The sequence below is a fragment of the Bacteroidota bacterium genome, assembly GCA_018692315.1.
Lineage (GTDB): Bacteria > Bacteroidota > Bacteroidia > Bacteroidales > JABHKC01 > JABHKC01.
This window is the reverse complement of sequence record JABHKC010000098.1, coordinates 15,724-40,455: the sequence shown is the minus strand read 5'-3', so window position 1 is coordinate 40,455 and position 24,732 is coordinate 15,724. Positions and strand designations below refer to the sequence as shown.

The 24,732-nt window shown below is 32.5% G+C and carries 19 protein-coding genes; 11 read left to right on the top strand and 8 right to left on the bottom strand.

Annotated features, from left to right (window positions below; all coding sequences use genetic code 11):
* The first annotated feature begins 705 nt into the window (after positions 1-705).
* Positions 706-1,626, top strand: a complete 921-nt coding sequence (locus HN894_08110; protein MBT7143288.1) for a hypothetical protein — start codon at positions 706-708, stop codon at positions 1,624-1,626.
* Between the two features lie 58 nt (positions 1,627-1,684).
* Positions 1,685-3,760, top strand: coding sequence for a TonB-dependent receptor (locus tag HN894_08105; GenBank protein MBT7143287.1), 2,076 nt, complete (start codon positions 1,685-1,687; stop codon positions 3,758-3,760).
* A gap of 151 nt (positions 3,761-3,911) precedes the next feature.
* On the opposite strand, the gene HN894_08100 is transcribed toward HN894_08105, so the two are convergent.
* Together HN894_08100 and HN894_08095 are read right to left on the bottom strand one after the other, a co-directional pair.
* On the bottom strand, positions 3,912-5,825 hold the full coding sequence (locus HN894_08100; protein MBT7143286.1) for a cation acetate symporter: 1,914 nt from the start codon (positions 5,823-5,825) through the stop codon (positions 3,912-3,914).
* A gap of 2 nt (positions 5,826-5,827) precedes the next feature.
* The gene (locus tag HN894_08095; protein ID MBT7143285.1) at positions 5,828-6,103 is read right to left on the bottom strand and encodes a DUF485 domain-containing protein; all 276 of its coding nucleotides are present in this window, start codon (positions 6,101-6,103) and stop codon (positions 5,828-5,830) included.
* Positions 6,104-6,405: 302 nt separating this feature from the next.
* Between HN894_08095 and HN894_08090 the strand changes: the two genes are divergently transcribed.
* The 8 genes from HN894_08090 (at position 6,406) to HN894_08055 (ending at position 14,604) form a co-directional block, all read left to right on the top strand.
* Positions 6,406-6,666: a hypothetical protein gene (locus HN894_08090; GenBank protein MBT7143284.1), complete on the top strand. Its 261-nt coding sequence runs from the start codon at positions 6,406-6,408 to the stop codon at positions 6,664-6,666.
* 67 nt (positions 6,667-6,733) lie between these two features.
* Entirely contained in the window at positions 6,734-8,674 is a 1,941-nt protein-coding gene (locus HN894_08085; GenBank protein ID MBT7143283.1) for a hypothetical protein, read from the top strand.
* Positions 8,675-8,923: 249 nt separating this feature from the next.
* Positions 8,924-9,061 (top strand): hypothetical protein, encoded by a 138-nt coding sequence (locus HN894_08080; GenBank protein MBT7143282.1) that lies wholly within the window; start codon positions 8,924-8,926, stop codon positions 9,059-9,061.
* A 91-nt stretch (positions 9,062-9,152) separates the two neighbouring features.
* Positions 9,153-9,917 (top strand): T9SS type A sorting domain-containing protein, encoded by a 765-nt coding sequence (locus HN894_08075; protein ID MBT7143281.1) that lies wholly within the window; start codon positions 9,153-9,155, stop codon positions 9,915-9,917.
* 96 nt (positions 9,918-10,013) lie between these two features.
* Positions 10,014-11,114 carry a bifunctional 3-deoxy-7-phosphoheptulonate synthase/chorismate mutase type II gene (locus HN894_08070; GenBank protein MBT7143280.1) on the top strand — a complete coding sequence of 367 codons (1,101 nt, stop codon included), beginning with the start codon at positions 10,014-10,016 and terminating at the stop codon, positions 11,112-11,114.
* Between the two features lie 79 nt (positions 11,115-11,193).
* Positions 11,194-12,372: a hybrid sensor histidine kinase/response regulator gene (locus tag HN894_08065; GenBank protein MBT7143279.1), complete on the top strand. Its 1,179-nt coding sequence runs from the start codon at positions 11,194-11,196 to the stop codon at positions 12,370-12,372.
* A gap of 84 nt (positions 12,373-12,456) precedes the next feature.
* Entirely contained in the window at positions 12,457-13,989 is a 1,533-nt protein-coding gene (locus HN894_08060) for a hypothetical protein (protein MBT7143278.1), read from the top strand.
* A gap of 258 nt (positions 13,990-14,247) precedes the next feature.
* The gene (locus HN894_08055) at positions 14,248-14,604 is read left to right on the top strand and encodes an MGMT family protein (GenBank protein ID MBT7143277.1); all 357 of its coding nucleotides are present in this window, start codon (positions 14,248-14,250) and stop codon (positions 14,602-14,604) included.
* 49 nt (positions 14,605-14,653) lie between these two features.
* Here the strand turns inward: HN894_08055 and HN894_08050 are convergent, their stop codons facing one another.
* From HN894_08050 to HN894_08035, 4 genes are all read right to left on the bottom strand, one after another.
* Entirely contained in the window at positions 14,654-18,376 is a 3,723-nt protein-coding gene (locus HN894_08050; protein MBT7143276.1) for a PKD domain-containing protein, read from the bottom strand.
* A gap of 519 nt (positions 18,377-18,895) precedes the next feature.
* On the bottom strand, positions 18,896-19,927 hold the full coding sequence (locus HN894_08045) for a hypothetical protein (GenBank protein ID MBT7143275.1): 1,032 nt from the start codon (positions 19,925-19,927) through the stop codon (positions 18,896-18,898).
* Between the two features lie 259 nt (positions 19,928-20,186).
* Complete coding sequence (locus HN894_08040; protein MBT7143274.1) at positions 20,187-21,011, bottom strand: T9SS type A sorting domain-containing protein; 825 nt, start codon at positions 21,009-21,011, stop codon at positions 20,187-20,189.
* 23 nt (positions 21,012-21,034) lie between these two features.
* Positions 21,035-21,400, bottom strand: coding sequence for a heavy-metal-associated domain-containing protein (locus HN894_08035; GenBank protein ID MBT7143273.1), 366 nt, complete (start codon positions 21,398-21,400; stop codon positions 21,035-21,037).
* Positions 21,401-21,994: 594 nt separating this feature from the next.
* On the opposite strand from HN894_08035, the gene HN894_08030 reads away from it, so the two are divergent.
* Positions 21,995-22,351, top strand: a complete 357-nt coding sequence (locus HN894_08030; protein MBT7143272.1) for an STAS domain-containing protein — start codon at positions 21,995-21,997, stop codon at positions 22,349-22,351.
* A 172-nt stretch (positions 22,352-22,523) separates the two neighbouring features.
* Here HN894_08030 and HN894_08025 read toward each other — a convergent pair whose 3' ends face one another.
* The gene (locus HN894_08025) at positions 22,524-24,101 is read right to left on the bottom strand and encodes a PspC domain-containing protein (protein ID MBT7143271.1); all 1,578 of its coding nucleotides are present in this window, start codon (positions 24,099-24,101) and stop codon (positions 22,524-22,526) included.
* A gap of 49 nt (positions 24,102-24,150) precedes the next feature.
* On the bottom strand, positions 24,151-24,477 hold the full coding sequence (locus tag HN894_08020; GenBank protein ID MBT7143270.1) for a PadR family transcriptional regulator: 327 nt from the start codon (positions 24,475-24,477) through the stop codon (positions 24,151-24,153).
* Positions 24,478-24,732: the final 255 nt, after the last annotated feature.

Genomic DNA, 24,732 nt, shown 5'->3' with positions numbered 1-24,732 from the left:
CACTTCGCAACCATACACATTGCCAAGTCGCTCGAAAAGCCCACCGCAATCGCCAAAACTTGTCAATGAGTATGGCTGCGCCAACGCTTTTTTTACCGACCCGAAAAAACTATTTTTTTAAGAAACATTAGTGCTTCGATTGAAAAAAATATGAATGTAAATAAATTATTAACTGACTGAAAATGAATAAAGCCCAGCATACAATCGAGTAGGCGGCTGATGGCATAATAGCCACCAGTGCACCTCTCACAGCTCTGCTGAGCCTGCCGAAGTACCACTAAGCGTACGGGTCTCGTACTTAGCGGTTCATCAAGCAAAAGAAAGTTTAAGCTGTACCTCTGATGGTAAAGTTCTTTGAGACCTTTGGAGTTGCGTATGTAATAAGCACTATAAAGAAGGCATTATCAGAAACCCGAAAACAATAACAAATGAAAATGGGTTTTGATAAGATGATTTAGTTTTGATGAAAAAGTTATATTTGAAAAATGAAATTAGAAATGATAATTGATAAAGGAATTAAAAAATATAATAAATAGTGTATCTAAGAAAACAGGCAATTTTTATAAAATAATTTATTTTAAAGAGATTTCTATTTTTGAACTGTTTTCTTAGATACACTAAATAGATAAACGGAATTTTCTGTTTATACTAATGTTGTGTGCACTGATTAATTACTAATAATTTATAATTTAAAATACATGTACAATGCGATATGTAAACACAAGCATAACGAAATTTATGTTTCTTATAACAGGGATATTTTTCATAATATCTTGCGAAACAGCCGAAGATATTGAAGAATATCCGAATCCAACAATTTCGCTTAAATCTGAAAACGGATATTGCTCAAATGATACAAGTTTGCTAATTAATGATAGTGTCAAGATTGGGATTATTGCTGAAACTCAAAGTTTGGACGCATTGACTCATTTCAACAAAACTATCATTTTGGATACGCAAATTACTACAATCGATTCCGGATTTTATTCAAATACATTTGAGTATGAGAAAATTTTAACAAAAGGAATTGCCGATATAGAAACTTGGTCGTTTTATGTGAAGGACAGAAATGGCAGAAAGTCTGATATTATTTCTATTAATTTATATAAAGATTCGGCATCAATTTTTGGAGAAATAGCTCAAATACCATCAATCGTTTTTGGTGCTCAAAATAATAATAATTACGGAAGTTTTTATTCGTTACTCGACCAGCAGATTTATACCCAAAGTTTAGCATTCGAAAATCAAAGTTTAATAAATCTCCTCTATTTTTACGATTTGATAGAGGCTGACGCTAACACAATTTCTTCTCCGGGAGCAAATATCGACGATTCGGTTTTCCCAGGGCAAACAGGCTTAGCGAATTGGACAGAAAATAATACTACACGATTTATCTTATTTGAAAATATTTTAGTCGAAGAATTTGACAAATGCCAGAACGACAGCCTTATTCTTGCAAATAGTTTTGAGTTTGACTCCGGAAAAAGAAAAGCCAAAAATCTTGCTTCAGACGATATTTATTCTTTTGTTACAGAAGATGGGAAAAATGGACTCTTCAAAGTAATTGAAGTTATTGGTCTGGAAGAAGGTGAAATTGAAATTTCAATAAAAATGCAAAAATTATGAAACTAAATTTGAATATATACATTGAACTGTCAAATTTTCAATTTCTAAAATCTTTCCAATGAAAAAAGTATTAATATTCTTAATTCTGACATTTTCAGTATCCGTAGTTTTTCCTCAGGAAAAAGATTCATTAATAATTAATCAAAAACTTGACGAAATTGTTATTTCTGCTTCCCGCACCAAAAGGAAAATTGAAGATATTCCTGCTCTGGTTGACCTTATAAAATCTGAGGAAATTGAAAATTTTCCAATGAATAATGTTGATGATATTTTAAAATCGGCGGCAAATATTTATGTAAATCGTAGCTGGGGCTTATTTTCGAAAAATTCTGCTGTAACTATGCGTGGATTGGAAAGTAGTGCAAGAACATTAGTTTTGGTAGATAATGTTCCGAAAAATAAAATTGCCGGCGGTTCTGTAAATTGGCATAATATTAATCCCGAAACAATCGAAAGAATAGAGATAATCAAAGGCCCGGCTTCTGCATTATACGGCAACAATGCTTTAGGAGGGGTTATCAATATTATTACAAAAAAACCGGAGAAAAGACTCGAAGGTTCTGCAAAAACCTTCTACGGAACTTATAATATTTTTGGAAGTTCGATAAATTTAGCCGGCAGCGAAATACGCGAAAGCAAGGGTTTATATTGGGATTTTAATGGTTTTTACCAACAGGGAGACGGCTACATTTTTGAGCCACCAGAACTTCTCGACGAAACCGATGTCGAAACATATTTGAAGGAATATGGCGGAGGGACAAAACTTGGATATATGTTCAATAAATCGAATAGTATAGAAATTGTTTATGATTATTATGATGAAAAGCGGGGGGCAGGAAGGCAGGTTTTTGTTGAAGACGGGAGCTACGAAACTTATATCACGAATCAAATTAAATCGAAATATACAGGTAAAATTGGAAAAGCCATTTTAAATGCAGTTTTTTATTTTACCGAAGAAAATTTTTATGGGCAGAAAGAATCATTGAACGATTATGCTGAGTATAAACTACTTGATTCCTATACTGACAAAATCGACAAAGGATTTTGGGCAACTTATTCAAATCGAATGTTGAACAAGAATTTTGTAACAATAGGATTAGAACTAAAAATGGGCGATGTCGATGGAAATGAGATATATCGAACTTCACCCGACAAAATTGATTTTCATAGCAAAATGAATATTCTTGGAATTTTTATTCAGGATGAAATAAACTTTTTTTCGGATAAATTAAAGTTGATTGCAGGTTTAAGAAACGACATTGTAAGGTTCTACGATGGTTTCCAAAATGTAAGTGAACCAACAAAAACTACTGGATTCACTGAAAGTTTTACTGAGCTTTTTAAAGAAAATGAATGGTATGCTTTAAGTCCGAAAATCGCACTTCAATATTCTCTAAATAAAAAATCGAAAATTTACACATCTTTTGGAACTGGATTTAAACCGCCAAAACTTAAAGATTTAAGCCAGACAGGCAAAATTCGTAAAGGTTTTCGCTTGGCAAATCCGAATTTGAAACCTGAAACTTTAAACTCCTTTGAATTGGGGTATTCTAATATTTTTCTGGAAAAGATAAAAGTAAATACTGCTGTTTATTATTCTATCGGCGAAGATTTTCAATATTTGATAGGAAATGGAGATTCTATTGATACCGGAGGAACCGATTTAAAACCAGTGCTGCAATCAGACAATGTTGCAAAAATAAGGGTTTTGGGTGGTGAGTTTAGTTTGAGCTATTTTGTGAATAAGGCAATTTCAATAAATGCCAACTATTCATACAATAATACGAAAATTGTAGATTTTGAAATTTCAGAATTGAATCTTGACAAAAATCTGGATGGAAAGTATATGATAGATGTTTCGCCGCATTTATTTTATGCCGATTTAAATTGGAAAAGCAAATTCTTTACAGCAATCTTCAACTGCAACTATGTTGACGAACAATGGTACGACGACGAAAATACAATATTGATTGAAGATTATTTTATTACAAATCTGAAAATATCAAAAACAATAAAAACGCATTATAAAATCTATTTCGATGTTCAAAATATTTTTGATAATGAATTTGTAGATAGAAAAGGGAAATTGTCTCCCGGACGATTAATTATTGGTGGGATTCGATATAATTTTTGAAAATATATTCTTGTTAAGGAATTAGAAATTGGAAATTGGGTGCTGATTTTTTCTGCGTTCATCAGCCTTCTCAGGGGGAAATTTTGAATAAAAAAAAGCCGGAAGTAAAATCCTCCCGGCTTTTTATAAAATATTATTTTCTGTTTAGCTCCTATTTTTGAGCTAATTTATCATTATCTTTTTGAGTTGAAAGAGATACAAAAATCAATACCACTAATGCAAGAGTAAATGAAATAATTGCAGGATTGTCGAGCATATGAGGAGCATCGGCTTTGTCTAAACCGTATCTATCCCACATAGTCGGCGAAGTAAGAATAATTCCTAAGGCAGAAATTATTCCGGCAACTATAGACCATGCAATTCCTTTTGCAGTAGTTTTTTTCCAGAACAATAGCATTAGAATTGCAGGAAGGTTTGCCGAGGCTGCAACAGCAAATGCCCAGCCTACTAAGAACGAAACATTCATCCCTTTAAAGGAAATTCCGAGAATTATTGCAACTACCCCAACAGCAAATGCTGCAATTTTTCCAGCTCTAACTTTACCATCATCTCCCAAATTTTTGCCAAGATAGTTGTCGATAAGGTCATGTGCAATTGCTCCTGAAGATGCAACTATCAGTCCGCTCACAGTTCCGAGAATTGTGGCAAATGCAATGGCTGAAATTATTGAGAACAATCCTACACCAAATGCTTTGGCAAGCAATGGACCGGACATATTACTACTTTCTACATCGAGAACGCCATTTACAGCTGCTCCAAGTCCCATAAATAAAGTTAATACATAAAAACCTCCTATTGCACCAATTGCTACAATAGTTGATTTTCTTGCATCTTTTTGACTTTTTACTGTATAGTATCTAATCAAAATATGAGGTAATGATGCTGTTCCGAGAAATAAGGCTAACATCAATGAAACAAAATTTAGTTTAGTCCAGAAATTAGCACCTTTCCCAATTTTAAATTTAAGACCGGGCATCATCATTTCTTTTCCGGAAGTGATTCTCTGATGCCAAACAACGACTTTATCATCGCCATCGTTGAATTTTACTTTCAGGAACCTGACAAGTTCGCTTTTTTCTATTGTCGATAAAAATTTGAATGGTCCTAAAGGTCCGGTACTTTCAACTTCTTTGCCATCAACAATAATTTTACTCATGTGCCCCACCTGATAGAACTTTGCATTTTCTTTAGGCTCGCCATTGTAAAGTTTTTCACCATTGCTGGGAACTGTAGTAGAAAGCATTTCTTTAAGAACTGGTAATCCATTTTCTTTCACAAGATCGTACCATCTGGCTACATTGTTTTTCTTAATTTTTACAAATTGATGGCCTTTTACTTCTTTCTCTTTTACAATATTGTAGCCCTCAACACTTAGAACATTATTTTCGATTGTGGGTGTTAATGTAACAAATTGATGATATTTATTTTCTTCATTGTCTGGTGTTAAGGACAAACCATTGTTGAATATATATATAGCCAAAATTGTAGAGAAAATAATCAACAAGCCTCCCTTGATAAATTGTACGTAAGTAGTAGAAGTCATTCCGGCAGTAGCTACAATAAAAACTACAATTGCTCCAACAATTACAACTCCAACCCAGTGAGGTAAGCCAAGCAGTGGAGTAACCAAAGCACCGGCACCAACCATTTGAGGAATCAGGTAAAAAATTGAAACTATCAATGTACTAATTGCCGCAGACAATTGAATTGCTTTCGAATTAAATTTTGAATCTAAAGCATCGGTAAAAGTAAATTTACCAAGTCGTTTTAATGGTTCGGCAACAAGAAAAAGTGCAACAATCCAACCTGCAAGATAACCGACAGAATATAGAAATCCATCGTAACCTACAAATGCAATCATACCACAAATTCCAAGAAATGATGCTGCCGAAAGATAATCGCCGGCAAAAGCAATTCCGTTTACACCCCAATGAATTGCGCCACCTGCAGCAAAATAACCACTTGCAGATTTTGTTTTTCTCGCAAAATAAAAGGATAAGCCTAAAACGAAAATTACAAAAATAAAAAATAAAACTATCGCAAAAACTGAAACTCCGTATATCATAATTAGTCCTCCTTATTCATTAAATTTTCATACTTTGTACATTGCCAGTTATAATACAAACCAAGCAAAATGGCGAAAATGATTAAGCCAAAACCATAAACCACAGCAAGGTTCTGATTTCCAAGCACTATTTTTCCCATCAATTCGTAATCTGCTACACCTATGGCTACGAAGCCGGCATATACGATTAAATAAACAAAAAATAGGAAGACTCCCAATTTTGATTTCTTCTTGGCGGCATGGTCAACACCAAGTTCCACAGCAGGTCCGTGATCCATAATTACTTTTTTTTAATTAAAAAATATAACAATTTATTAGGCATAAAGATATTTTATGACTCATTAATAGGATATGATAAAAATCATAAAGAAATAAATTGAGCATTTGGCAATATTTTGCCGGAACAACACTTTTTGTTTGATATTAAGGAAAATTTTTTTCATTTTTTTTGTAATTTATATTCAGATGTTTACAGCAAATAACTCAGAAAAAATCCCAAAATCCCAAAAAAAACATGAAAGATTTTTCGGCTTTTTGTTATAACCATATGAAAGGTTTTAGTTTTTTGAAAAAACATTGAATGAAAAAATTAGAAAAAAGAATAAATACTATTCAAAAGATTATAGAATTTCTTGCAAACTTTGCAGCTTTGTTAAAGCTCAAAAATTTGATAAAGCTCCCATACAAAGCAGACCTGACAGGTTTTCAAAACATGTCAGGTCTAAACGACACAGCGAAAAACAACACGAAAATAATTTACCCAAATTGCACTAAGCTTTTCAAAATTGGCAAAATAAATTCATATGAGTTTGACTTTACACAAAATTTGTTTTATTTTTGAAAAACGAAATAACTTTTGAAAAACGTCTTATTAGAAACTAAAAAATCGTTTATTAAATTAATATGTTATGAAAAAATATATACTAGTATTCTCCCTTATTTTCTATTATTTTTTTGGTTTTTCACAAATTACTTCTTATGACTGGCTTAGAACAATGGGGAATTATATGGATGATACGCCTATCAGGCTTTACACTGATAATTTTGGAGACTGCAAATTAATTATTAATACTATTGGCTCAGGCAATTCAGATACACTATTTTTTACAGATACATCTTTATCCGGTTCGGACAATTTTCTTATTGAATTCACTGACAATGGTAATTTATCAAAAGCTCTTGATATTCCAAATTTGCAATACTCAACTATTTCAGACTTTCAGCAAAACAACACTTATATGTATTCTGTAATGTCAAGATCAACATACTGGTCTAATACTTATGGAAGTTCTACCATTCCTGTTACCCAAACAGTAGATTTTTTTGTTACAAAACAAGATACTTTTGGTAATCCAATTTCTCTAAATATTATATCAGGTACTGGTGATGACTATGCTTCAAATATCGTTTTAGATAAAAATGGAAATGTTATTGTTAGTGGCTATTATGACAGTCCAAGTTTAAGTTTTGCAGGCACAACCATAAGCAATTCGGGCAGTGAAGATGCCTTTATTGCAAAATACGATTCGCTTGGGAACGAGCTTTGGATTAAAAGGATATATTCCACTTACGATGATGAGCCTGAAGCTCTGGCTGTTGACAATTATGGAAATATTTATTACGCACAATGGACAAATTCGAACCTTTTGAATGTTGCCGGAATTCTTTTAAATGCAATCAATAGTAATTTTGTGTCATTTCTTTTAAAATTTGATCCAAATGGCAACCTTGTCTGGAACAAATTACTCCATTCTAATGCCAGCTCAATATATGACCAGAACTTCATTTGTGATGTTAAAATTGATAATTCAAATAATGTATTAATCAGTGGGTATTCGAGTGGTCTGACATTTTTATTTGATTCTGATACAATATGGTCATCAAATGTATTTCCGATTCAACCTAATTGCCATAACTCGTTTATTGTTAAATTAGATTCAAATGGTTCAGTATTGTGGAAAAAGTATGCTATTACTGAATTTTCCTTAAATGAATCTGTAAAACCAGTAATTACCTATGATAAAGACAATAGTGTTTATTTCTCTTTTTGTTACGAGGGGGACACAATAATATTTGATAATGATACCATAATTCCAGTTTCACAAATAACTGACAAAATGCCAATATTAAGCAAAATTGATTCTTCTGGAGTAAGACAATGGTATAATAATTTGGAAGCACAACCATTTGCCTACCTAAGAGAATTATTTGTAGCAGACAATTATGATATATATATGAGTGGCGTCTTTACGGCATTGGATACACTAAAATTTGATAGTCTTTGTTCACCGGGCTTCTTCATTGCTAGTAGCTTCGATATTTTTCTTTTAACAGCAAGCCAATATGTCCCTGAACATACCAAACAATTTGTAAATCTTAGTCAGGGCTGGTCGATAATTTCGAGCTATGTTGATCCTTATGTGCCCGATTGCGATTCAGTTTTTACCGATGTAGCCACCGATATGATTCTTATGAAAAATGAAATTGGCCAAACTTTTTGGCCAATGTATAATGTAAATACCATAGGCGATTTTCAGCTTGGAGAAGGCTATATACTGAAAATGTACAATTTCAACATACTTGAAGTGTCCGGAATTGCAGCTGTCCCGGAGTGGTCGCCATTAGCTCTATTGCAAGATTGGAACATAATTGGCTACCTTCGCCAAAATAGCGGTGTAATAAGCACTATGCTCAATGATATTTCACAGAATATTGTAATGGTAAAAAATGGTAATGGTTTAATCTATTGGCCAATGTATGGCATCGACAATATAGGAAATATGAACCCAGGCGAAGGCTACCAAATAAAAATGCTGGCAGCTGATACTTTGCTTTATCCGGCGAATTAGATTCTTACATCAGTCCCTGCGGGTTTTCAAAACCCGCAGGGACTTTTTACGCTACCAGAATATAATTCTCCCACTTTGCGTAATAGCTTGCCGATAGCTATTGGGTTTCACAAAGAAAGCTTATTATTAAATCAAGTATCCGACAATGATTAGTTATGTTATTTGAAATTTAGGCGACTTCTGAAAAATAGTTCAATTAATTAAAAAAAGTCTTATATTTGTAATAAATAAATTTAAAAAAATTATAAAATGCCAATGTGGGTCTTTGGAGTGTCGTTTACACTCGCTTTTATTGTAGTTTTCTTTACGCCCGACAGTCGCAAAACAGGCGAAGAAAAGGAAGATGTAATATTAACTGCCGATATAGAAGAAGAAAGTAATAACTAATTTTTCAAAGATTCGTATTATTTGTATTAAATAAAATTGTAGTAATAAAATATTATTTTTATATTTGTAAATTAATTTAAAACTTGATAACATGAAAACAAAAGTATTTTTTAGTCTGCTATTAGTTGTTGGCTTGTTGATTAGTCAAAACTCAAATTCTCAAAATTTAACCTACCCATCTAATTCTCAAACTAATGTGTTAGAGAAATCCGATTATCAATCCACAAAACATTTTGTGAATATTAAGAATACCGGAAATAACATGACAGTTGGGATTCCAAATTTTGTGTGGTTAGAAAAACCACAAGTTGGAGATGAGATTGGAGCATTCAATTCGACCGGAAAATTGGTTGGAAGTGTTTGTTATGTCGGAAAAAATACAGCTATTGCAATATGGGGAGACGACGAAACAACTGAAGAAAAAGAAGGAGTTGCAAATGGAGAGTTATTTACTCTACAACTGTGGCATCACAAAACCGGACAAATTGATATTCTCGAAGTGGAAAGTTACCTGGAAGGAAATGGCAATTTCAAAACAAATGGAATTAGCATAATTAATAAGTTGAAAGTTAAGCAAAATGGAGAAGTTTTGGAAAATAGTATGCTTTACCAAAACACCCCAAATCCTACTAAAGATTTTACCGAAATTAAATTTTATGTATCGGACGATAGCAATGTAAAAATTTCACTTTTCACCACAAAAGGAAAATTTATTGAAGATTTAACAAATCAAGATTACAGTGCCGGAGAATACACATTGAAATTTAACACAAGCCAATTAGCCTCAGGAAACTATTATTACAAAATGGTTTCAGAGAATTTTACCCAAACAAAATATTTGAATATATCAAGATAATATTCATTTTTCATAATAATTGTATTAAACCTGTTATGTTTTTCGTAACAGGTTTTTTTTGCTCTTTTGTAAGCAAATATACATATCTGAAAATTTATGAAAAATAGTTTTAATATACTTCCTTTAGAGGAATGGTTTGAACCATTTTCGAGCAAACCTTTAATAATTGCCGGTCCTTGCAGTGCCGAATCAGAAAGTCAGATATTATCTACAGCACAACAAATATCTGAAAACAAAATGGTTTCGGTTTTTAGGTCAGGTCTTTGGAAACCCAGAACACGTCCCGAAACATTCGAGGGAGTTGGCGAAAAGGGACTTGCATGGTTGCAAAAAGTAAAAGAGGAAACCGGATTATTAACAGCTACAGAAGTAGCTACACCTAAACATATCGACATTTGTTTAAAATATGGCATTGATATTCTTTGGATTGGTGCCAGAACTTGTTCAAATCCTTTTTCGGTTCAGGAACTTGCCAATGCTGCAAAAGGTACAGGCCTGGCATTTCTTATTAAAAATCCAATTAATCCGGATATTGAGCTTTGGCAGGGTGCAATTGAAAGATTTGCAAATAATGGCATCAGAAAAATTGGAGCTATCCACAGAGGATTTTATCCCTTCGAGAAAACTCCTTTCAGGAATATCCCTAAATGGGAATTGCTAATTGAACTAAAACGAAAACTGCCCAATCTGCCCATTCTAAACGACCCAAGTCATATATCAGGCACGAAAAAATATATAAAAGAAATATCACAAAAGGCTTTAGATTTAGCTGTGGATGGATTGATGATAGAATCCCATATTTCGCCGGAAAGTGCCTTGAGTGATAAAAATCAACAGTTGGAACCTGCCGAGTTAAATAATTTGCTTGCCGACCTGGTTTATAGAAAATCGGAAAATCTAAGCATAGATTTCTCAAACCAGCTCGAACAGTTCAGAGAACAAATAGATTCAATCGATATGCAAATGCTCGAGCTACTAAGCCAAAGAATGAATATTGTTGAAGATATAGGGAAATATAAATGCGAAAATGATGTAACAATTTTGCAGCTCAGAAGATGGGAAAAAATTATATCATCGCGCTCAGAAATTGGGAAAAACTTAGGACTTTCGGAAGATTTTATAATAAAATTATTGCAACTTGTTCACAAAGAATCAATTCTAAAACAAGTTGAAATTATGAAAAATCATAAATCGTAGTAGTAGTTTTACGTAAAATTATTAAATTGCTTGTTTAATTCTATATTTTAATGTTTAGTGATTTTTTGAAAAAAATAAGATGATACAAACTAAAAAGAATAGTGATTACAGCATTTTAATTGTTGATGATCAACCTAAAAACATTCAAATTCTTGGATCCATTTTGCTAAAAGAATCCTATCATATTTCGTACACTCAAAGTGGGAAATCTGCCCTTAATTTAGTAAATAATAATGATTTTGATTTAATCTTGCTCGATATTATGATGCCTGAAATGGACGGCTACGAAGTATGCGAAAAAATCAAATCTAATGAAAAATCAAAAGATATTCCGGTAATTTTTCTCACAGCAAAAACAGATTCTAATAGCATAATCAAGGGATTGAATCTTGGAGCTCAGGATTATGTGATAAAACCATTTAATGCACTCGAATTGCTCGCAAGAGTTAAAACTCATTTGGAACTTAAGTATAAATCGGAGCAATTGGTTAAAATGAATCAAACCCTTGAAGAAAAAGTCGAACAACGAACATCGGAACTTGTAGAATCGAACAAAAAGCTGGAAGGTGCAAACTCAAGACTTATCACCTTGGATAAAGCTAAATCGGAATTTCTTTCAATAATTAGTCACGAACTTAGAACACCTCTAAACGGAATTTATGGTTTTACCGACCTCTTGGAAAGCACCCTAAGAACCACAGAGCAATTGGAATATGTTAATGAATTGAAAATTGCTGCAAGAAAATTAGTAAGATTTTCTGATACTGCATTGTTGATTACAGAACTTCGTGCCGACCGATACAGAATGCAATCTTACCCATGCTCATTGAATGATATTTTTGAAACAACCTTTAGCGAACATTCAAAAACGATAGAGAACAAAAACATCGAGATTGTTAAAATGAACAATACTGACCTGATTGTTATTGGAGATTTCGAATTGCTTCAAAAATGTATTTCGAACATCGTTGAGAATGCCATTGGATATTCACCCCAAAATGGAAAAATAACAATTAATGCTCAAAAAATTGATGGCAATATTGTCTGCGAAATTTGTGATTCTGGCAAAGGATTCTCTGACGAAGCCATCGAAAAACTATTTGGATTTTTTTCTTGCGATAAAGTTATGCACCACTCCGAAGGTTATGGACTGGGCCTTGCTGCGGTAAAATTAATTATGGACGCTCACGAAAGCAAAGTTGAAATTGGCAAGTGTGCTGAGGGAGGAGCTATGGTTAAACTAATTTTGAAAGCATAAGTTTTCAAATATTTTGCAATACTAAACATTTATACAATTTAAAAGTTTCCAATAAATTGATAAAATAACATGGTAAATAAACAAATGAAAATAATTTATACTTCCTTGTTTATTATAATTTCGCAATTTATTTATGCTCAGGATGAAGTAATTAATCCCAATGGGTATAATTATTTCTACTATCAAAATGGCAAGGTTTCGAGCGAAGGAAATATGAGAAACGGCAAACCCAGCGGATTTTGGAAAACATATTATAACACAGGGGAATTAAAATCTGAAGGAAATAGAAAAAACTTTCTGCTCGACAGCGTATGGAATTTTTATCAAAAAAGTGGGACTATTTCCGAAATAATAAATTACAGATACGGAAAAAAGAATGGTTATTATTTTAAAAATAGTATTAACAAAAACGATAGTGTAAATTTTGGCAAGTTGATTTCTAAAGAGCTGTACCTAAACGATATAAAGCAAGGATTGTCATATTATTACAAAAATGGTAAAATTCACAAATTAGTTAATTATAAAAATGGCGACAAAGATGGAATTGCCAAAGAATTTAATCAAGACAGTGTATTGATAGCTGTTTTGAACTATCGAAATGATTTTTTAATCAGCAAAGAAAAAATTAACAGAAAAGATAAAGATGGCTTAAAACAGGGAGCATGGAAAGAATTTTTTAGTAACGATCGATTAAAATCGGAGGCAAATTACCTAAACGATTTATTACATGGTTTTTATCGGGAATTTGACAGAAGGGGTAAGCTAATCATAAATCAGCGCTATAATTATGGAATTTTGATAGGAGATAATATTGAAGAAAAAGAGCAAATTGTTGTTAAAGAAGAATTTTATGAAAATGGAAAAATCAAAAAAAGTGGAGGATTTATTGGCAAAAATCCTGTAGGTATTCATAAAGAATTTGAGCAGAATGGTACAATATCTGCGGCTATTTTATACGACGATCTGGGTAATGTCAAAGGAACAGGAATGATAGACGACAATGTGAAAAAACAAGGTGAGTGGAAGTATTTTTATCCAGATGGAAAAATAAAATCGAAAGGAAAATTCCGTAGCAATAAAAAAAATGGGAAGTGGGAATACTATTACCTAAATGGGAACAAAGAACAAAAAGGGATTTATAAGAATGGAAAATTTTCGGGCGATTGGATCTGGTATTTCGAAAACGGAAAAGTAAAAAGAGAGGAACATTATTACAATGGAAAAGAAGAAGGGCAATTTATTGAATACGATGAACTTGACCAAATAATCTCGAAAGGAGAATTTATTGATGGAGAGAAAGAAGGAGAATGGTACTATTTTGTTGGAGACCATATCGAAAAGGGAAAATATAAATATGGACTAAAAGATGGATTGTGGGAATATTCGTTCCCGAATGGAGATAGAAGCTTTGAAGGGAGCTTTATTGAGGATCGAGAACATGGCAAACACAGATACTATTTTAAAAACGGAAATATCAGAAAAGAAGGAGAGTACCTTTTCGGAAAGAAAGAAAAACGGTGGAGATATTACGATTCTGAAAGTAATCTGATTTATACAATCTCATACAAAAAAGGCATTGAATATAAAATTAATGGTAAAAAAATTGTTGATGAATGATTTAAGGGTTTGTAAATAAATAAACTATCCATCTGTACTTGTTCTTTTGTCCATTTTCTTCGTTGAAAAAGCATTAAATAAACTGTGGCTATTTGCAACTTTTACGCCTTGAAAATAAACAAAATATCTTCGTACATTTTGAATACTTTATTTTTTACAAACCCTAAGAATCTGAGTGCACGATTTTTAATAAAAGATATTATGATTTGAATTGTTAGATTTATAATTGAAGAATAGTTAATTCAGAAAACAACACTAATGACTACAAAAATTGCAAAACCAGATGAGGAAACCAGTTTTTTTCAAAAAGTTTACAAAACTACCAGACTTATTCCGCCCGGGCGAATAACTTCCTATGGAGCAATTGCAAAGTTTTTAGCTTCGCCGGGTTCAACACGAATGGTTGGCTGGGCATTGAACAAATCGGCAGAGCAAGCAGAATTTGTTCCGGCTCACAGAGTAGTCAATAGAAATGGACTTTTGACCGGGAAAAATCATTTTGGGTGGGCAAATACGATGAGAGAACTTCTTGAAAGTGAAGGTATAATAATAGAAAATAACAAGATTGTAAATTTTAAGGAAAAGTTTTGGGACCCTGCTCAAAATATTCAATAGGAAGATTTTTTACTAACTTCCTACTGAATATTTTAGAGCTGAAAATTCATTACTCAACACTAAACTTTCTATTTATGATTTTATCTTTAGAAGAAATTTGAATTTGATAAATTCCTTTTGCGATATCTGAGAGATGAATTTCTTTTGAATATTTCCCCGAGAAATTTGTTAATTCTTCAGAATAAACAGATTGTCCAGCAAGATTCACTATTTCTAATTTTATGTTTTCTTCTTGGGCTATTGAAAAGTCAATAATGAAAACGCCAGAATTTGGATTTGGTAGAATTTTAAGTTTTTCTATAAAAGAAAATTCTACGGTAGAATATGTCAAATCGATTGTTTGAGTTATTGTATCGCTACAATTTTGAGAACTTGCAATATATGTAATTTCAAAAATGCCGTTAGATGAATAATTGTGGACAGGATTTGCCTCGCTGCTAAAATTCCCATCTCCAAAATCCCAATAATATGAATTTGCATTCGGGCTATTGTTAGTGAATTGAACATTCAAATTATCAGTAATATATGAAAAATCTGCTGTTGGATTTGGATTAATTGTTGCAAGCACCGGAACTCTGTTGCTTCTGCAGCTTATTTCTTTTACTTCCCAATCGTAAAAAAAATAGTAATAATCTATTGGGTCATAGCCCGAAAGGTCGAGACTGCTTTGTGTAATAGTTATCAAATTTGAAATGTTGAAAGGATAAGCTATTCCACCATTGTTATTTCTGTACATATTTGGAGAACTTTGCCCTACTAATTTGTAATTACTTCCCGGCTGAACTTCAAAACCTAAATTTATTCGGCTTTCGCCCTGAGGAACAAATACACTTGCAGATTGAACTATGGAGTTGTTTTCGTCGAGAAGCATTATCTCTCTATTGCCGGCACTTTCAGATGGGTCAAAATATACTTTAACCGAAACAATTTCTGATGCCTCCAAACAGTCAAAAACCAAACCCCATGGATTATTCCCACTATAATAACCGCCTCCGCCGGAATTATCAAATTTTCCTCCATAAAACTGAGCTCCGCCAATTTCGTTTTCAGCAAAAAAAGTTGTACTATTTGTTATTATCGGAGTTTGGAAAAAATCGCCTGTATCTAATGAATTTCCTCCAATTTCGTTTTCATACCAGTTGATTTGCCCGCTTGCATCTGCTTGTAAAAGTAGGCTACCTTCGCCGCAACGTTCATCGCCCGACACTACAGGCAAGTCTGAATTTAAACTAATTGAAATTTCCAAAAAATTAGTATCTGTTCCAAGACTATTTTCAGTAATCAATTGAACAACAAAAATTCCAGTATCGTTATAAATATGAATTGGGTTTTGCTCGAAAGAGGAACTTCCGTCTCCGAAAATCCATTCCCATGTTTCTGGTAATCCTGCTGAAATATCTTCAAAACTCACAATCCCATTGCAATCTGAGGTATTTGTAAACTGAAAGTTAGATATTGGAGCCATTGGCTCTGAATATAGATCAGACTCCCACAAACCTCTCCCGAAAGTGCCGGCTCTGATTTTTTTCTCTGAATATTGAATTTCAAGTTCGTAAACTACCACATTTGGCAAACCATCGTCAAATGCTATCCAATATGGAATAGAATCGTTTCTGTAATAAACACCTATGTCTGTTCCGACATATAGGGCATCGTTAGAATCATCTTCATAAACAATACAATTCGCAGGAACATTTGGAAGGCTGTCGGAAAAATTTTGCCATATATTTCCACCATCTTCCGACATATAGACTTTATAAGAAGTGTAAAAGCCCGAAAAAGTTACCCAAAGTTTGTTAGGATCTGTACTTGAAATTGCAATATATTTAATGCTTGGATTGCTTGGTAATCCTGATGTAATATTTTCCCAATTGGTGCCACCATTGGTTGTTTTGTATATATTGTCGTAAGTTGCTGTATATATATAATCAGGGTTAGATTTTGCAATAGCTAAAGATTGCAAGTCTGTACCACCGGTTAGGTTCGACGAAATCTGATCCCAACTATTTCCGCCGTTTGTGGTTTTATAAACATTGCTATATCCTGCATATAAAGTATTGCTATTTGTAGGATGCATAGCGTATGGTGTTACCCAGGCTCCATTGCTGGCAGGAGAAATGTCGTTAAAGGTGAAACCGCCATTTGTCGATTTATGAAGACTACCGTAATAATATGTGCTATAAATAATATTTGGATTATTGAAATCAATCATACATTCCATTCCATCTCCTCCAAGAATATTGTTCCACTGTCCGGAATTTATTTTCATAGTACCATTGTCCTGGGTTCCTCCAACTACAATTCCGGCATTTGTGGCAGATGAACCAATGCGGTAAATTTGCAAAATTTCGAGGCCATCGCTAATATCAGTCCAGCTCGAACCATCATTTTGTGTTTTGTAAAAACCTCCATCGTTTCCTGAAAACAATACTCCGGTATTTACATTGTAAGCTAAAACATGCTGATCGGCATGTACATACTCAATCCCTGCTGCACCGTACCAGTGGCCATTGCAATTCCAGCTACTACCGCCATTTACCGATTTCCAAATGTTTACACCTCCAACAAAAACAATATTTTCATTTGTTGGAGAAACCGCTAATGACAGGTCGTACCAGCCTTGCCCGCCAACATCGTTTCCATTTTCAGACCAGCCTAACAAATTCATATTACTACCCGAAAATGTTTGCGTCCAGTTGTCTCCTGCATCGCTTGATTTATAGGTTGCATAAAATCCATCATTATTTGCATCGCTGAAAAGTGCATATACTAAATTAGAATTTGCCGGTGTAACTGCAAGCTCAATTCTATTGACATCGTTGGAACTAACACCTGTGTTTAGCTCGGTGAATGAGTCGCCACTATTGGTCGATCTATAAATTTTTCCGCCACCAAATCCGCCATATTTTGTAGCGTATATAATTGTTGGGTTGTTTGGCATAAATTCCAAATCTTTAAAATGTCCTGTTTGCACATTTGTCCAACTTTGTCCGGCATCGATAGTTTTATAAATTCCATCATTGCTTGCTGCAATCAAAATATTTGAATTTGAAGGATTTATCAATAGTCGTCTTACTATTATTTCTTCATATATGAAAAAGTTTAAACCGATAGTTTGCCAGCTTAAACCTCCATCAAGAGATTTTAATATGCCTACCGAATAGGTATCTCCGGCATCTCCATCACCGGTAGCAATATAGATAATATCAGGATTGTTTGGATCTACAGCAATGTCTGAAACTCCGATACTTGGAAGATCGTCTGTTGTTGTTATCCAACTTGCACCCCCATCTGTGGTTTTCCATAAACCGCCAGCCGGTGCTCCAATCCACATTATGTCCTGATTTGTTGGGTGAAAAGCTACGCAATTGACACGCCCAGAACCTGTTTTATAACTATTGTCCATGCTTAAGGGAGTATCGAATGGTCCCATTGCAGTCCAATTTGCTACGCTTGCCTTATTTTTAGTTTTATTGATTTTTTTCTGATATTCTGACCAGAAAATGGAATTATTTATTTTTCCATCTGTCGAAACTCGTTGCTCTACAAAATTCTCCCATCTTTTGAATTGTTTCCAACCTTTTCCTTTTTCATAAGGTTTGTTTTCCCAATATTGATTAAATGCTTTTTGAATTTCAAAAAAATTCAAATCTGAAATTCCTTCTGTTGATTCTGTTTTTGAACTATTTTCTAACCATGCCTGAGCTTCTAAATTATTTGTAAAACTTCCTAATAGTATGGTTAACACTATAATAATTAACTTTTTTCTCATAATAATAAATTTTTCTCAAAAGTAGGGCTTTTTATTTTATCTTTTGGTTGCATTTATATATGAAATACTTCTATTCGGACATCAAAAATTGGTGCATTTGAAACATTTCATTTTCGATTAATTTCACTATACCAGTAGAAAATAGTTTTAAATATCTGTGTATTGATAGAATTCTGTTTTGAGAAACTATTATCCCTGATTGAAATTGAATGTATTAAAAGAAATGTAACTAATCAGTGTCGGAAACTTGAAGTTCATAATTTACTTTCTCTGTGAAACTCAGCCGCAATATCTATCGGGGCTTTTGTGATTCTTTGTGAAACAGCTTTTACACAAAGTTGCTCAGAGTAGCTCAAAGTTGCACAAAGTTTAAAAAGGAATTATTTTGAAGCCTTATCATAATAACTATTCAGTACACTGATTTGTAACAAAGAAATAGTAGAAATTTTAACATAACATTTACTTAAATGCACTACAAAGTTTCAATACAATTGAATTAAGTATTTCCGATATGAAAAGTTAATTAACAGATTTTATAGGTTCATCTAACAAAACAGGATCGGAACAGAACTTACTGAAACGATATGATAAACCAAATGTTATACTAAGTTCAGAACCTACCTGATTTCCATTAACATATTGATACATTGGTATCTCGGCTAAACCAAAAAAAGTAAGTTGTCTAAAAGTGTAACTTAACTGAGGTATAAAGAACAGTTTTTTTGATCCGGTAGAATTTGGGTCAAGATTATAATAGGCAATTAGGTCAATATTTTTTGCCGATTTGATTTCTCCAATCCATTCAGCTTTTAGTTGAGTTGTAAGTCCGAATTTTGTAAAAAATGTTTTATTTGCAAACAATCCCACACTTGTATAGTTGCCAAATTTTTGCCCCAATGAATTATACCCTTTTTTAATAAATAAAGCATTAGCAAAAAAGTTTACCTTCTTTAAAGGGTATGCTCTCAAAGCAAACAAATAGAAAATAATGTCTTGTGAACCGTTGGAGGGTTGTACTGTTGGTGCAGAAATTGCATAATATTTTTCTCCCTCCGGACTAACAAAAACAACTGATGAATCAGAGTTTGAGCCTAATGGGATCTTATACCCTAAGCCAATAGTAATTTCTGTTTTTCTTGAAGCTGACGACTTATAATATACATCATATCTTGGAAAAATTAATAAATCTCCAAAACCTGATGAATGAAGATCTTCAAGATTACGATCTTTCAATTCAACCAGTCTCTTATCAAAAAAATACCCAAAAGAAAGCTCCATTGTTAACTTCTTGGTTATTCCATATCCTGCTCTCAAATACAAGTACTTACTACTTAATTCATCAAACAATGGTAAAGTATCCCTATCTTCTACAAAAAACTTATTGCTGCTCGAATACCTGAAATTACCTGCCAGTTCTATTTGTTTAGCCCTTAAAACTCCTTGTGAAAATCCACCGGCAATAGGGCTCCCATTTCCACCTGAACAACAACCTTGAGAATTTCCATCAAAAAATACAAATAGGCCTAAAACTACTATAAAAATAATACGCATAAAATTAATTTTCACATACCTCTGGTATGTATTTTTAAATAAATAAGTGGCTATTAGAAAACGCCAATTAAAAAATATTGAATTTTCGTTGAATCACAACTTAGGGTTTGTAAATAAATAAAGTATTCAAAATGTACGAATATATTTTGTTTATTTTCAAGGCGTAAAAGTTGCGAATAGCCACAGTTTATTTAATACTTTTACAACGAAGAAAATGGACAAAAGAACAAGTACAGATGGATAGTTTATTTATAAACCCTTAATGTGCAACAGAGAATTTTGCAATCTCAAATCCTGTTTCTGATTGAATTCTCAGAAAATAGCAACCATTACTTAATATATCTGTATTGAACTGTATGTCAATAGATCCAACAGTTTGAAATGAATTTGACATATTTAGCACAGTTTCTCCTGTTAAGTTTAGAACATCTATAGTTACCATTGATGATTCAATCATTTCGAATGAAACAGTAACTGTATTTTGTACAGGATTTGGAAACATGTTCAAACCAAAACTACTTTTACCAATTTCATTAACTAAATTAGTATTACTAGTATCAATAGTACTAGTATCAATAGTACTAGTATCAATATTGCAATCAAGCAATGCTTCATTAATTGCATCTTCTATACCATTGGCAGAGTAATTCATATTATAATATACTTTGTGTTCTATACACCCAACCACAATTGTTTTTGGCATTCCGGCTGAGCCATAATCACTCATGTTTATATCGGAATGTGAAAAATAAGCATCGGCTTCTCCCATATTATTACTTCCTGCCCATGAACTTATTGATGAACAACTGTTATTGGCATAATCATCGCACATATAATATAATACCTGCCCGGGATGTGAATTCTCAAAACTCATAGCTCCTGTATAAGCTCCCATTGCAGGTCCTATACAACTAAAACAAGGCATTACCCAGGTAATTACAATTACTTTTCCTTCATCCAATTCGCTGAAAAGATTATGGGAAATCCCATCACAATCATCAACTGTAAAGTCAGTTGCGTATTCTTGTGAAAATATTGATACAGCGTATAAAATGCTTAATATTAAAATTATTGATTTTCTCATTTTGTTAAAGTTTGAATTATTATTTATTTGTTTTTCTTCACTGCTGGTCGGTCATATTTACAGCAACTATGTAAGGCATTATATGTCTCATCTTTAGCCCTAAATTCTTCTGTATCATATCCTACTTTAGCAATTGCTTTTTTAATAGCTTCATTAGTTGTTTTTGAGCTATCAAATTTTACTATAATTTTTTTGGTTTCAACATTCCATTTGGCACTTTTCACTCCTTCAACAGAATTGGCAGCCTTTTCAATTTTGCTTTTACACATTCCACAGTTGCCATAAACTTTAAATTTTTCTTTCAGATTTGTAGAAACATCTTGTGCAACTACAGAAAAACTGAAAATTGTGAAAACGAATATTAAAAATAGTCCGGATAGTTTTTTCATAAATCGATAATTTATTTGTGATTAATTAATATTACTAAATTTTAATTGGCTTTAGTAAAATAGGCCTGAACGAAAAATATATAGTGAATGTATTTTATTCATGAAATCATTTTGGTCATTTAGACAAGAGTTGAAATATAATAGTTGCATAAATCATGTTTGGTGCAATTGCTTTTAACTGCATTATCGCTAATATCAGTGTTATTCCTTTTCAATAAGTTAGGAATTAAGCATATTTTAAAATTGTTCAACATCGCATCAATAATCATTGAAACAAATGTATATTAATTATGCAGACAAAAGAGTAGATAGGGTGGTTTTGAAAATCAGACTATGTTTTTTAACTATTCCCAATTCTTAGACAATTAATTTACAAAGATTTATTAGATTTTCTTTCTTGTGGAATTGGAACATTTTAACAATTACTGATATGTAGAATTGTATTTTTACAAAAATACTTGGTAATGAATGTTATCATATTTCCCTTGCAGCAAATTTTGTTTATGTTAAAATCAAGAAAAATATATGAGCAATTTGCAATTTAAAATTTAAGATTTATCTTCACGGCTTTTAAAATTAAATGTTCTATTTATTATGTTAGTTATAGATGTAGTGGAAGACAAGCTTTTAATTTCATTCAAAGAAGCGAAAAGATTTAATTCAGCACACTTAAGAAAAATTGAAAACGAATTGCATATTTATTTCGAAAAGAATATATCAACAGTGATTTTGAACCTTAAAGGAATAGATTTTATAGATAGCGAAAGTTTCATTCTTTTAAGCGAAATCTCGAAAAAAATAAGAATGAATAATGCGATTTTTCATATCTGCAATGCCTCTGTTTCAATTCTCGATTTGATTTCGAACACTCAACTTCCTTGTATAAAAGACATAAAAAACAGCATTAATCATATTTCGCTTTGCGATGTTTTCCCTCTATCTCTGAACTAAATAGTGTTTGTCATAATGTCCGATTTCTACGTTTGGTTAGACTTTAAAACAGTTATTTGCAAATGCAAACGCCTTGATTTTAAAGCCTTCGCAAGCCTTGAACTCGAACATCCTGAACTAAACACTTACTTTGTTTGCAGACCATAAATTGATTATTTTCAATTGAATAATGCTAATATTCAACTAATCCGTCATAATCCATTATCATTTTTTTGTTATAGATTTTCCGTGTCCAATCAGGAGTTTTTACATTATATTCGTTGATAATCTCGTCCATACTTTTTTCTATATAGACCGATTTTCCTTCTGGAATTTTTAAAGTTATATCAAGGCTTTGGTATCTCCACAAAAAATCGTCTGGAAGAGTAAAATATTGCTCGAAAAGTATTAATGAATCCTTTTGAGACCAATTGTAAATTATATGATCAGCATTTTGAATTGCATCTTTTTTGCCATCTCCTCTTGAACGGAATCTCATTTCCATCTCATAATTTGCTGTACTGCTTTTTTTAATTTCAAATTCAGGCCTGATAAAAAACTTTCTTTTTGAGTCGCTCGAAGTTAATATTAATTCATCGAAATCTATCAATTGATCGATATATTCGTAAGAATTGTATAGTGTGTCGGGTTTCATTTTCAAATAAATAACATCGGCACTATCAGGTTTTAGATATATGTTTTTCGACAAACTTGCCTTAGAATTAAAGCCTTTTCCTGCCATTACGGAAACTATAATTGTAAGAATTATGCCTAATAACCAAAGAGAAAGAGCTGTTAATCCGATAAGCTTGTTGTTAGATTTAAACTTAAAAATCATTTTTACACCAGCATACAAAATTGCTAAAACAGGAATGGCAATAATTAAGATAATTCCAAGAAACAGTAAATTTACGACTGTAGGATCTGCCAAAACATAAAACATTTCGTAGGGTGGATAATCAAAATTTCCCCATGCCGGCGGAAAGAAGAAGCTATTGTCGAAAACTGTTCCACCTACCAAAGCAAATAGAATAATCGTTCCGGATACAATAAACGAAATGCCAATAGTTATAATCACTATTTTTAGAATAATATTTAGAAAATTGCCTGTAATTGAAAGCAGTTGGTTAAAAAAGTTTTTCGATTGAGAATATTGTTTTGTGTGTTTAAAGTTTTTAAATTTATTTCTTACTTCGGTGAACTCTTCGCTAATCGATTTCTCAATATTTGAAACGGTAACATTTTCGCCGCGCATTTGAAGCTTTTCGGCAGTTGATTTTGCTACAGGAGCTGCAATCCATAAAATTAGATAAATGAGTGGGCCGCTTCCGTAAACTAAGGTTGCAAAAATGAAAATTATTCTAAAAATTACCGGATCGATAGAAAAGTATGCACCTAAACCACCGCAAACGCCACCTATTACTCTATTATCCGGATCCCGAAAAAGTCTTTTGCCTGAAGTAATAACTCTCTGTTTTGTTTTTTTCGAGTCCTGGCTTTCTGTATCATCGTCCTCAAATTCATCGGGTTCGCCCAAAATGTCGATAACGCAGTTTACGTCTCCAATATTGATAACTTGTTTCGAGTCGCTAATTTTTTCGTTAAACAATTCGGCAATTCGGGCTTCAATATCAGCAATAATTTCTTTACCTTCGCTACTTCCAGCATATCTGTTATTTATCAAAGATAAGTATTGCTGCAAAATTTCAAACGCATCATCATCGACATGGAAAATAATGCTGCTTACATTTATTGTGAATGTCTTTTTCATTGGGTTTTATTTTAACTTATTATTATTTAAATTTTATTAAAGAAATTTTTTAATTCTGATTTATCAGATTCACTGCTTCTACCAGCGCTTTCCACGATGTGTCGAGTTCTGATAAAAACATTTTTCCTAAATCTGTAATTTCATAATATTTCCGAGGCGGTCCTTGCGAAGATTCTTCCCATCTATAAGACAGAAGTTTTGCATTTTTCAGTCGTGTGAGCAGAGGGTAAAGCGTTCCTTCAACAACTATCAGCTTTGCCTCTTTCATTTTTTTTATAATATCTGAAGCATAAGCATCGTGGTTCGATAATATTGAAAGAATACAATATTCTAAAATTCCCTTCCTCATCTGAGCTTTAGTATTCTCAATTTTCATCTTTACAGTTTTTGGTTAATAATTAATATTTCAAAAAACAATTATTCTTATAGTACTATTTCTTACAAAGAATATTACATTGCAAAGATATATATATTAAATAGATATATGCAATACATAGTACTAAATATTTTAATTTATTTTTCTTACATGAATTTAAATGCTGATATTCAGTAAAATACAACTCTAATTTTAACAAATGATTCTTTAAAAAAATCATATAAAAGCAAATATTTCGCGTAATCGCTATTCGAA